The following is a 13,859-nucleotide window of genomic DNA, read 5'->3' as shown; positions in this document are numbered from 1 at the left end:
TTATTCCCCCAAGGTTATGATCATATTTATAATAAAACCATTATTATTATCAAATTGAATTCTTCCACCAATACTTTGAATTCTTTGCTCCATTCCTCTTATCCCTAGACTCTTATTAATTGATGGACATCCTTTACCATCATCTTTAAACTCAATCCTAGCAAATTTATTAAACACTAAAATAGATACTTGTACATTGGAGGCAGCGGAATATTTTGCTGTATTAGTTAAAGCTTCTTTAATGTTTTCTTCTATAATAATCCAAGCATTATACCTGATTCTCTCTACATCACCAGTGATATTCAAGGTTGTTTTTATGCCAGTACTATACTGAAACTTTAATAGTTTTTCTTTAATATCCTCTATTCCCATCACTTTTTCCTTAGGCTTAATGTTTTTTAGAACCTTACGTATTTCGTCCATGCCTTCTCTTAGGTTTTCCATGGAACTTATTAAATATTTTCTGCTAAGTTCGTTATCTTTTCCAAGAGTTTCTTTTGTGACTTCAAGCTGCATAAGAGAACTAGTTATTCTATGTCCTAAGTGATCATGAACCTTTTGTGCCATATAGTTTCTTTCTTTAAGGCTTGCCACTATGTTGTTTTGTTCTATATATCTTTCAAGATTTAGTAATCTTTGTTCCATTAAGTGACTTTCATATCTTTGTCCTCTACTAAATTCCTTTAATTCTAGCTCAGATTCTGATTGGTTCTTTATTTCAAAAAGATATAGATTTATTAGTATAATAAAAAACATATAGTAAAAAAAATCTTCTTTTACAAATATACTATTAACACTTATATCAAATAAGCAAACTATAGGTAAACTAAATTTAGGGCTTGCTAATTGAAATACTACTAAAGGAATAAAGAGTTCTACCCCTGTTATTTTAAAGAAGAGGGACACAATTATAACAATGGTTAATCCTCCTAATATAAGCTTTTTGTTTATTTTAATTATTTCATTTAGAATTTGAAGAATACAAATAGAAATAATAATACCTATATTAATAATAGAACTTACATCCATATTTGTTTTTATAACATTTAAAATTATGGCAAAAATGCCTACTATTAAAAAAAGTATCGATATTTTATTCCTCATCTAAATCCCTCTTTATTTCTTTTTAATAACACCTATTGCCTTACCTAAAACATAAAATTCTTGATCTTTTGTAACTTTAATAGGATCGTATTTATTATTTTCAGGCATTAGTAAAACTTCATCCTTTTCAAGTTTAATCCTTTTTAAGGTAGCACTTCCGTCTATGTTTACCGCAACTATGTCTCCATTAACTGGAGATGGATTTTGTTCTATAACAACTAAATCTTCATCATAGATATTTGCATTTATCATGGAATCACCTTTAATCTTTAAGATGAATTTTTGATTTTGCCCCTTTACCCAAAACTTAGGTAGTGTAAATATATCTTCTTGAGTAGGATTAATAAGTATAGGTTCACCGGCAGCTATGTTATTAAATACTGGAACATCTTGCAAATCACTTTTATCATATTTTTCTTTTGCTTCACCAACAAAGCTAACTTCATGACCGTTATCTTCAAGGGTAAATTCGAAGTCTCTTCTATGTTTTAAATCTACAAATAAATATTTATCTTCTATTTTTTCTTCTTTTAGTAGTGATAAGCTTTCAAAACTATTAGCTTGTACATCTGTTTTGAAGTTAAATATCTTCTTTTTATCTCCAAAAATCTTTTTAGCATATACCCTACCTTTTTTCACAAAAGAAGAATAGACATTTTCCCCCTTATCTATATCAACAGCTAAGGTTATGGTTCCATATGTCTTCTTATTATAAAGTGCAAGTAATAAGTCAAGTTCTAATTTAGAAAGCCCTTCTGCATTATCTACAAATATATGGACATATCCCTTATCAGCACTTTCATTTATATTATTTAATGCATTGATAAGCCTGTCCTCATCATCTTCAAGATCTTTATCCCACAATGCATCATTATATAAAGCAAAAAACTTAAACATATCTTCTCTTGCTAAGGAATTTTTTCTAAGTCTTAAGGGGCCTCCCATAAGGGTCATAAAGTCTTCAGAAGAAGAAACTCTATGGTTTTTAATAAATTTTATTTCGCTTAATATAAGATGTAAGTTTTGAAGTTTTAGTTTCTTACATTTCTTAAAAATATCTAATTTTAAAATTGAATTTATTATCTCTTCTTTATCTTTTAATTTAGCAAGTTTTTTATTAGTTGAATATTTCTCTACTACTTCTTTTATGGAAAGAAATTCAGGAGCCTTATCAGTAGATAAAAGAGACATATAAGTATACTCATTTTCTTTCTTAAAGAATACAAATCTATTTAAAAATTTATCTTTTAACTTTTCTTCCTTTTGAATAACGAGAATTTTATCATCATTTTCATAAGCAAAGTTGTTTGATAGGTTTAATATTCTATGAAGTATAGCTTCACTTTTTCCTGTATTTGATTTCCCTTTTAGTATATTTATTTCAACTGGTTTACTTTCTATAAATTTTTTTTGTATCTTTAGCAATTTCATAATTTTATACTTCCTTTATTAAATTCATGCTTATATTAATAATACCCGAAAAACATTATGTTATCAAACATTTCACAGTTTTATAGATTAAATTTTAATAAGTTGTAGCATAATATACCATATTATTTTATAATCTTATTTGAATAACTTTTAAGGTAGCTTAAGTAAGGTTATAAAATATAATTTAACGAGGAGGTAATTTCATGAAAGTATTAAGGTATATGCTTATTTTTATACCTATAAGCTTTATTTGTAAATTCTTAAATGTATCCCCGTCTATAATGTTTGTTTTAGCAGCATTATCTATAGTTCCCCTAGCAGGACTTATGGGGGAAGGAACAGAGGAGATCTCTTTTTATTCTGGTCCTAAAATAGGTGGTTTTTTAAATGCTACATTTGGAAATGCAACAGAACTTATAATATCATTCTTTGCTTTAAAAGAAGGTCTTTTTGAAGTTGTTAAATCATCTATAGCTGGTTCCGTTATTGGAAATGTACTATTAGTTCTTGGAGCTAGTATGCTGTTTGGTGGGTTAAAGCATAAGAGTCAAAGTTTTAATAAAAAGGTAGTTGAAGTATCTTCTAGTATGCTTCTTTTTGCAGTAGTAGGTTTATGTATACCTGCATTATTTACACATACTGTAGATCCAGAGCTTTTAAATACTAGATATGAAGGATTAAGCATATTTGTTGCTGTAGTTATGATACTAATATATATCTTAAGTTTAGTATTTTCTTTCTTTACTCATAAACATATTTATGCTAGTGCTAATGAAGAAGAGAATCACGGAACTGCAAAGTGGTCATTAAGTAAAGCTATAGGAGTACTAATAATTTCTACTGTATTTATAGCAATTGAAAGTGAATTTTTAGTAGGTGGTATTGAATCATTAACTGAAAGCTTAGGTCTTAGCGAATTCTTTGTTGGTATAATATTAATTCCTATAATAGGTAATGCAGCAGAACATAGTACTGCTATTATTATGGCTATGAAAAATAAGATGGATGTTGCCATAGAAATAGCTATTGGCTCTAGCTTACAAATTATTTTATTTGTAGCACCTGTATTAATATTTTTAAGTTTATTATTTACCCCTATGAGTATAGTATTTAACGAATTCGAACTTATAGCTTTAATAGTTGCTGTTTTAATAGCTAATAGAGTTTCTAGTGATGGTGAATCTAATTGGCTTGAAGGTGTACAACTTCTTGCTGTTTATTTGATTATTGCTGCATCATTTTTTATTCTTTAATACTGGACAAGCAAATATTTGAGAATTAAAAAGAACTGTCTAAAATAAATCTAATAATTTTATTTTAGGCAGTTCTAATATTTTTGTTTCCAATTGGTTCTATGATTTGTTTAGCTCTAACTCCTTTTCAGGACCCTTTAGCAAACTAATTCTAAATTTTAATATAGTTATAAGTAATATTAGTGAAGCAAAAATAATACATACCCATGCTTCAAAATTATCAAATAATATTCCAAATATCAGCTGCCCGATAGGAACAGCCGAAACACAACCGGTACTTATTACTGCACTTACTCTTCCCATCATTGTTAATGGTATTTCTTTTTGAATTATAATAGTTACACTTATGTTTGCAATAGAAGTTATCATACCTATTATAAATCCTACTACAATTATACTTATGTATGGCACAAAGTTGCTACTAAACAAACTAGTGTATACATCTGATGAGATTAATGCAATTAACACAGTTAACAATGATGAGCTAAAGATACTTAAAAACATAATTTTACCTGGATTAATATTTCGATTTAATTTACTAACTATAAATGGTGAAATAATCATAGATGCCATTAAAATTGATTCCATTATTCCATATTGAGAGTCAGTTATTTTTAGCACCTGTTTTCCTATATAGGTTAAACCTAAAGAAAATATTGGACTTAATGCAAAATTTAAAACTAACGCCAAAATTATTATATTAAAAACAAATGATTTTTGTTTTACAAATTTAATACCCTCAAAAAATTCTGTAATAAAAACTCTTGTATTTAATTTTTCAGATTTTATGTCTAACTTAGGAATATTTATAAACATTTCACCTATTGCAGAAAAAATAAAACTTATAGAGTTAATAAGTAATATCCCCTCTAAACCCAAAGTGGTGAATAAAATTCCGCCAATAAGAGGAGCTATTAGATTTCCTATATTTGTTGTCAAAGAATCTAATCCATTTGCATCTACTAAATCATCTTTTTTCACAATAGATGGCAGAATTGTGCTTATTGCAGGTAAGAATATGGATGAAATTACAGATAAAATGACTGCTAAAAAGTAAATACCTATTAATGATATTTCACCATTAAGTCTAAACATTACCCAATATATTCCTACTATAATACCAGATAACAAATCAGTATAAACTATTATTTTTTTCCTGTTAAACCAATCTGCAATTACTCCTGCTAAAGGTCCAATGACTATTCGTGGTATTATTGAAATTGCTGTTACTATAGCAAAATTTGTAGCTGATCCGGTTAATGCTAAAACATATAGAGACAAGGCAAATGTTTGTAGTTGACTTCCTATAAGGGATATAAATTTTGCTGTTATTAGCAACACGAGATTTCTATCTTTAAGAAGTTTTAAATTCATTTCATTTCCTCCACTAATTTATAGAGAAACAATATTGCTAGTTAAAGTATCAATATTGTTTCTCGAAATATTCTTCTAAACAACCTTAGTATTCATTTTTTAGAATATGGTCTAAGGAATTTTGCAAAAACTCTTGGATTCTTTCACTTTCTTCAAATAAGAAAGTGAAACATGTTAAATATAAATAATCACTTGAGTAATTAATAGTAAAGCCAATAGTATTCCTGTTTATCTTATTAGTATTAAAATTTTGCATTAAATCACTTATATAATTTTTTGTTTCTACATGATCAATATCCATATTACCTAAAAAGTTTAGAATTATATTATAATTTTCTCTATCGTCAGAGAAAGTGTTTAGCAGCTCTCCGATCTTTTTATACTCATTACTTAATTTGTAATCATTAAGTAATGTTAAAAAGTTTATATTATGTTTAGATGCATATTCTAAAAGATTTTCACAATATTTATAAGTGATAGTATTAATTTGTTCTTTATCAATTATTATAGGTATTCGATCTATACATTCACCAAAAACATCGTTAAATTTTTTATCTTCATACAATCTTCCATAACTTATTACTTGTAGTGGTATCTTAGTTGCATTTATATAATGCATAAAAAATTCTTGTATAATTTTGCAAGCAATTTCCCAAGAGTTATTTTTAAAAATGTCTTGATAATCCTTTGGTATAGGTAATTTTGCCTTGACAAATCCGCATCTCTTGGAAACTTCACTCAATTTTTCTTCTATTTCTTTAGAATAGCTACAATAACTTTCTAATTTATAAGTGTTAATTATCTCTTCTTCAGTTGAGTTTACTGGTCCCTTAGTAATCTGTTTTGAATATTCACTATATGGTTTAACCTTCTTCAAATTGATCTCTTGACAATTTATCAATTTATTGTAATATTCTTTGATAGTACTTTGAAGAATTAAATTACTTGTTCCATCAAATATGCAATGATTTATAGGTATATAAACTATATAATCCTTTAAGTTCTTCTTAATTATTAAAATTCTGTATAATACATTATTATAGTCATATTCTTGAGTGAAGGATTCATAAAAAAGATCCTTAACTATTGCATCTTGTTTATTTACATCTTCTTCAGATAAATCTATATATGGGATAAATAAGTTATTGATACACTCATCATTAACTATCTTTCTCCAGAAAATATGATCTCCTTCTTTTGATAAAATACTTCTTAAGTTATCAAAGGTTCTTATTGTATATATTATTGCTTTCTTAAGTACATCAATATCTATATAGTTATCAAAGCCTATTGCACACAAAGAAGGGGTAGATATTGTTGTAGTTATATTCAATCTTTGAATAGCAGTTAATTCACACTTTTCGGTTTCAACATTACTAAAAGATGATTTGAATTTATCTACAAGATTACATAGAAGAAGTTTATAATCCTGATTTTTTGAAATAAGAAATTCATTTTCTTTAGATCCATCTAAAATGTAATTTGGAAAAATGTCATTCGTTACAGAACTAGATAATAATTTTAATATTTCTTTGCAAGAATTTGATTCTAAATTATTTACATATAATGTAGAGAGTTGTTTATTATTAAGAATTTTAGTTTCTAATTTACTTTCTATACCAAAAGTCTCCATTAATAACTTTTCAACTTCTATATTATTATTGATATTAATTGCTTTGTCTTTATCTCTTTGCTCTAACGTACATGCTAATTCAAAAACTGTTTGATTTGTAAATAGATCATTTATATTAATATCATAATCAAGATTTTTTAGTTGCGATACTATATTTATTGCCTTAAGTGATTGTCCGCCAATATCAAAGAAATTATCATGTAGTCCTATTTTGTTAATTTCAAGAGCTTTTTCCCAAACTTCTACAATTTCTTTTTCTGTATTAGTTGTAGGAGGTTGGTATTTTGCTCTAATTCCATTTTCTTCTTGAGGCATTGGTAAATTCTTTTTATCAACTTTACCATTTACAGTTAATGATATTTTATCAATCCGTACAAAATAGGTAGGCATCATATAACTTGGAATTCTATTCTTTAAATATTCTCTTAATTTCTTTGGATTATAATCTTTATTTGACACAAAATATGCACAAATATATTTATTATTTTCTTCCTCTATTACCGTAGCAACAGACTGAGTAATGCCATCCATTTTTAATAAATTACTTTCTATCTCTTCTAGCTCTATTCTGAAACCGCGTATTTTAACTTGATGATCTATTCTACCTAAAAATTCTATATTTCCATCTGGCAACCATCTTGCTAAATCCCCTGTTCTATACATTCTTTCACCAGGTTCATAGAGATTATCTACAAATCTTTCATTTGTTATTTTTTCATTATTTAAGTATCCTCTAGCTAGTCCACTACCACTTATGCATAATTCGCCTGGGGCTCCAATTGGTTGAATTTGTCCATTTTTTCCTAATATATATATTCTTGTGTTATTAATAGGTTTTCCTATTGATACATTTTCTGAGGCACTATTTATTTTATATACTGTTGCACAAATACTATTCTCAGTAGGTCCATATTCATTAACAAGTTTTATATCAGGGAATCTGTTAAAATGCTCTTTTAACACTTTTTTTTGTAAACTTTCTCCAGCTACAGTTACTTTCTTTAAAGCAGTTATTCCTTCTAAACCAGTTCCTAAAAGTGTTCCGTAAAATGCTGGTGAGATTAGAAGACTTGTGACCTTTTCTTTTAACATAATTTCTTTTAAATATTTAACATTTAAAAGATTATTTTTACTTATTAAAATTAATTTAGCCCCTGAAATAAGTGCAGTAAATATATCTCCTACTGAACCATCGAAACAATATGCCATTATTTGCAGTACTGCATCATTTTTATTAAAGTTGTGATAACTACATCTCCATAATAAAGTATTTAAAATACTTCTATGTTCTATTAAAGTTCCTTTTGGTTTCCCTGTAGTTCCAGAAGTATATATTACATATGCCAAATTATTTGACTTTGTAATATTTTTTATATTCCTACAATCGTTAGAGTATGCACTTTCTTTGGTAATATCTATAATCTCACCTTCAAAATCAACCTTATTCATCAAGCTACTTTGAGTTAGTAAAATATTTGCGTTACTATCTATTAACATGTTATTTATTCTATCGGATGGTAGTTCAGTATCTATTGGTAAATATGCCCCACCAGCTTTAAGTATAGCTATTATACCTATTATCATCTCCATAGATCTATCTATCATTATTCCTACTATAGTTTCAGGAATAACTCCCTTTTCTCTTAATGTTATAGCTAGAGCATTACTTTTCTCATTTAATTCCTTATAACTTAATTCCTTATCATCGAATACTAAAGCAATATTATTAGGAGTTCTTTCTACTTGTTCTTGAAATAATTCTTGTATTGTTTTATTGCTTGGATAATCTACTTTGGTATTATTAAATTCATTAAGAATTATATTTTTGTCTTCAGGTGTTACTATGTCAACATTTGAAACTAATTGATCAATGTTATTTGTAATTTCTTTAAATATTTTAGCTAATTGATTTGTAATTTTTTCTATTAAGTAAGTTGTATAAACATTCTCATTGTACATTACTTTCAACTTTAAACTATCTTCCAAAACAAAGGATAAATTAAAGTCATAATTTGTTTCTTCTCTTCCTTGGATAAAATCAATCTTTATACCATTATTGCAATTATCTAATTCATTAAATGGGAAATTTTCAAAAACAGTTAAATTTTGAATTAAATTTTGTTTTAATTCACTTTGGTCTTGAATTTCAGCTAAAGATAAATATTCAAAGTTTCTGCTCTGATTTGCTTTTTCATAAACTTCTTTAAGCATTTCTTTTACTGTTATTTTTCCATTGTCAGTTATCCTTACAGGGACTGCATTTATGAATATACCTACCATTTCTTCTATCCCATTTATTTCTGGTGGTCTACCTGAAACTACAGAACCAAAAACAACATCATCAGTTCTATTATATCTTTGTAGAAGAATTCCCCATGCTAACTGGCATATTGAATTTAGAGTTACTCCACATTGACTAGATATTCCCTCTAATTTTCTTGTAACCTCTTTACCAAAATCCCACATTAAGTTTTTTTGTTTATATTTAGTACTTTTTGACTTTGTTTTAGGCAACTCAACAATTTGATTATATCCATCTAAATAGTTTTTCCAGTATGCAAGTCCATCCTCTTTTCTTTGTTTATACAGCCATTTGATATATTCATGAAAATTAATATTATTTTCTATATTAAGTTTTTCTCCTCGTTCTATATCTTCATAAAACTTAAACAAATCTCCTATAAGAATATTAGTTGACCATCCATCAATTATTATGTGATGGATAGTGAATATAAGTCTACTAGAGTTATCATCCATCTTAATTATGCTTAATTTAAATAATATGTCTTTGCTTAAATCGAAACCTTTCTTTACTAATTCAGTGCTAAATACTGAATAATCTTTTTCTTTATTACAGCTTTTAGTAAAGTCTTCATAATATATTTTGAAATTTCTATTCTCTAAAACTACTTGAGAAGGATGTTTAGAATTACTATAAATGATAGTCTTTAAGATATCATATTTTTTAGCTAACATATTATATGCTTTATTTAAGGATTCAATTTTTAGATTTCCTTTAATATTAAGTTCTAATTGTATAACATAAGCTGTAGTTTCTTTATTTTGCATATACGTAAATAGCATTCCTTGCTGCATAGGTGTTAATTTGTTTATCTTGCTTATATTAATATCTTTATCTATATTATTTTTTATAAATTGCTTTAATTCTTCTACATCTTCTAGAGAATATTCATTTATTCCATAGTCTGTAGGTGTAAGTTCTGCTTCTTTTCTAGTGGAGCAGTGTTCTATTATTCCATAAATATTTTTATTAAATATTTCAACAAATTTTTCAATTTCATCTTCTTTATATTCTAATTTACAGAAGTCGATATTAAATTTTAAATTTCCTTCTTGAATTAGCGAGTTTATTTGAATGCTATCTTTTAACTCGAAATTATTACTAATATCACTGCCCGTAGATAGATTTGAATAAGTAAATAACTCGTTATTAGAATTTGAATCTATCTGCCCTAAATAATTAAAGCTAATATCTGTTTCTATTGTCATATCTCTATTTTTTCTATTTTTACTACTAGTTAAATATTTTAATATTCCATAACCAATACCCTTATTTGGTATTTTCCTTAAAACTTCTTTATTTCGTTTAATGATTGTACTAATATCATTATCACTCATATCAAGTATAACTGGGTAACAACTAGTAAACCAACCTACTGTTCTAGTTATATCAACATCATTTATTATGTCTTCTCGACCATGGCCTTCTAAGGTTATAGCTGCATTTTTTGCACCACACCAATCTTTAATAGTAATTCCAAGGGCAGATAATAAAATATCGTTAATCTCAGTATTATAAGTCCTATTTGTTTCCATAACTAGTTTTTGTGTAGCTTCTTTATCTATTATAATATTTTTAGAAATCATGTCCTTAATTAATATTTTATCTGCTTTATTAAACTTAGGAAGTTCATCCAAATGTGTGTCAGCTAAATTGCTCCAATAATCTAATTCATTTAACAAAGCGTTACCATTTGCATACTCAATTTGTTTTTCTGTCCACTCTTTAAATGAGGTAGTCTTTTTAGGAAATTTTATTTCTTTCCCTTGTAATAATGATTTATAACCGTTATAAAAATCTTCAAGAATTATTCTCCAAGATACTCCATCTACAACTATATGATGAATTACAAAAAGTAAATAATCCCCTTTGTTAGTTGAAAATAATCCAACATTCATTAATGGACCATGTTCTAGATCTATTGATTCTTTTAATAATTGTCCTTCTTTGGCTATCTGCTCTTTAAAGTTATCTTCATGAGATAAATCAAAAAATTTAAAGTTAAATAAGTTTTCATCTATTTTTTTATTATATAAACTTATTTCTTCTCCATAATTTAGATTTATTCTTAGTGCATCATGATGAATTACTATTTCCTTTAAAAGCAATTTTACCTTATCTATTTCAAGTTTTTCTTTGCAGTAAATTAGTGTAGATTGATTAAAGTGTTTCATTACTTCTTTATCTTCTTGTAAGAATTTTTTCATTACCGGAGTAAGCATAGATATTCCAACAACTTCATCTTGAGATATTTGTATTTCTTCTGTTTTTGCATACTTAGATATTTTTTCAATAGTCTGATGGTCAAGAATATCTTTTATATCCACTTTTAGTCCTAAATTTTTAAGCCTTGATACGATTTGTATAGACTTTATAGAATCTCCTCCAAAATCATAAAAGTTATCTTTAATACCTATCTTTTCTGCTCCTAATACTTCACTCCATACAAGAGCCATTTTTTTCTCTACATCATTACTTGGTGCAACGTACTTATTAGTTTTTTCATTTAAATTAGGTTCAGGTAAAAGTTTTTTATCAACCTTTCCATTATTAGTAAGTGGCAAGGTTTCAAGTGTTAATATGTATGGAGGAATCATATATTCTGGTAAAGTCTTTTTTAGAAACTTTTTCATTTCATCTTGACTTACTTTTCCAACTATATATCCACATAAATATTTTTCTTTATTTTTATCAAATCTAACTATGACAGCAGCTTCTTTAACTTGTTCATGTTTTAAAATTTCTCTCTCTATTTCTCCTAGTTCTAACCTGAAACCACGTATCTTAATTTGATTATCAATTCTTCCTAAAAATTCTATATTTCCATCTGGTAGCCACTTTACTAGGTCTCCAGTTCTATAAATAATTTCATCTTTTATATAAGGATTTTGTACAAATTTTTCTTTTGTAAGCTCTTCTTTATTTAAATATCCTCTTGCTACTCCATCTCCCCCTACACATAATTCACCTGGAACACCTACTGGTAAAAGTCTCAAGTTCTTATCCATTACATAAGTTGTTGAATTTGATATAGGTTTCCCTATTGGTATTGGAATTTTTTTATCCCACATGTTTAAAGGGTCTATAGAAAAATAAGTAGAAAATGTAGTGTTTTCAGTTGGCCCATAACCATTTATGATTATCGTAGACTTATTATTTATTCTTAATTTATTAACCTGATTACTATCTAAAGCATCTCCACCAATCATCAAGGACTTAATGTCATCGAAAGTACTAGCATCAACATTGCATATTTGATGAAATAATGCTGTAGACATAAACATAGTTGTTATATTGTTCTTTTGTATATATTGCTTAAGCATTTTAGGATTTAAAATTAATTCTTTACTTTCAATATGCACTGTTAATCCATTTAAAAGTGCACCCCATATTTCAAAAGTTGAAGCATCAAATGCAATAGATCCTGTTTGAAGTATTTTATCATCAAGTTTTAAATCTATATAATTTTGATTTTTAACTAGTCTTACTACGCTTTTATTTTCTACACATACTCCTTTAGGATTTCCGGTAGAACCTGATGTATAGATAATATATATTAAATCATCAGAATTAATATTACCTGTAGAAATATTTTCTGTAGGTTGATTTAATAAATCATAACTTTCAAAATCTAATATTATAGGAGTTATTTCTTTAAAATCAAATTTGTTTAGTGTTTCTCTTCTTCCTATAATAAGATTGCTACCACAATCTTCAATCATATATTGAACTCTTGATTGAGGATAATCTTCATTAATTGGTACATAGGCAGCACCATTTTTAATAATAGCAATTATAGCTATAATTGTTTCCATACTCTTATCACATAATACTGGTATCAAACTTCCCTTAGTTACTCCATTATCTGCTAGTAAATGCGCTAACTGATTAGATTTATTATTTAACTCCTCATATGTTAAATTCTTTCCATTAGATATTATAGCTATATTCTTAGAAAATTCCTTGACTGTGTTTTCAAACAACTCTTTTACTGACATATCTTTTGGGTAATCTACCTTTGTATCATTAAATTTATTTATTATTATATTTTTCTCATCTTCATTAATAATCTCTACATCTCTTAATTTAACATCCATGTTAATTAATATGTTTCTTAAACATGATAAAAATTGATTGAATAGATTTCTAACCAAAGTCTTATCATTAATATTGTAATGAATATTACATTTTGTTAAATTATTTTCTTTTGAAAAACAGAATATTAATGTTAAGCCTAATTCTTTCAAATCATCAACTTTATGAATATTGCTAAGAGCACAGCCTACGTCAGTTATATCGATTATATTTTCTTTTTCTAAACTATGTATAATATTGTCAATAGGACAATTTTCTCTTTTATAAGATTCAATTACTATGTTTTTTGTATTTACCACCAGTTGCTTAAAACTTATATTGTCATCTATTTCCATAGGAAAGATTACAGCATTTTTATTTTCTTCCTTTTTATATGTTGGAGATACGATACATACTTTGTTAGTATTATATTTACTGATAAGTATTCCTAAGATCGTTACTAGAAAAACATATAATGGCAATTCAGAATTATTAGATATTTTATTTAATCTAACAGATAGATCTTCAGGAATTATAAAAGATTCTGTTTGGTATTCATTATTTATATGATTATTCTTTTTTATATTAAAGCTAGTAATCTCATCATAATCTTTTAAAAGGTTAGTCCAATATTTCATTTCTTTTTTATTTATTAATTCTCGCATAAAAATCCCCCATAGTTTTTTTA

The 13,859-nt window shown here is 26.7% G+C and carries 5 protein-coding genes; 1 reads left to right on the top strand and 4 read right to left on the bottom strand.

What is annotated here, in order from left to right:
* A complete protein-coding gene (locus FAY47_RS04210; protein ID WP_143315173.1) occupies nucleotides 1-1,104 on the bottom strand; it encodes a histidine kinase in 1,104 nt (367 codons plus the stop codon).
* A gap of 12 nt (nucleotides 1,105-1,116) precedes the next feature.
* Nucleotides 1,117-2,535 (bottom strand): transcriptional repressor LexA, encoded by a 1,419-nt coding sequence (gene lexA / locus FAY47_RS04205; protein ID WP_143315172.1) that lies wholly within the window; start codon nucleotides 2,533-2,535, stop codon nucleotides 1,117-1,119.
* Between the two features lie 203 nt (nucleotides 2,536-2,738).
* On the opposite strand from lexA, the gene cax reads away from it, so the two are divergent.
* Nucleotides 2,739-3,788 carry a calcium/proton exchanger gene (cax, locus tag FAY47_RS04200; RefSeq protein WP_143315171.1) on the top strand — a complete coding sequence of 350 codons (1,050 nt, stop codon included), beginning with the start codon at nucleotides 2,739-2,741 and terminating at the stop codon, nucleotides 3,786-3,788.
* Nucleotides 3,789-3,887: 99 nt separating this feature from the next.
* On the opposite strand, the gene FAY47_RS04195 is transcribed toward cax, so the two are convergent.
* Together FAY47_RS04195 and FAY47_RS04190 are read right to left on the bottom strand one after the other, a co-directional pair.
* Nucleotides 3,888-5,162 carry an MFS transporter gene (locus FAY47_RS04195; RefSeq protein WP_143315170.1) on the bottom strand — a complete coding sequence of 425 codons (1,275 nt, stop codon included), beginning with the start codon at nucleotides 5,160-5,162 and terminating at the stop codon, nucleotides 3,888-3,890.
* A gap of 85 nt (nucleotides 5,163-5,247) precedes the next feature.
* Complete coding sequence (locus FAY47_RS04190) at nucleotides 5,248-13,836, bottom strand: non-ribosomal peptide synthetase (protein ID WP_143315169.1); 8,589 nt, start codon at nucleotides 13,834-13,836, stop codon at nucleotides 5,248-5,250.
* Nucleotides 13,837-13,859 lie beyond the last annotated feature (23 nt).

It is taken from the genome of Clostridium sp. HBUAS56017 (assembly GCF_007115085.1).
Classification (GTDB): Bacteria; Bacillota; Clostridia; order Clostridiales; family Clostridiaceae; genus Clostridium; species Clostridium cibarium.
Note: the sequence above shows the minus strand (reverse complement) of the source record. Positions and strands in the feature narration are given on the sequence as shown.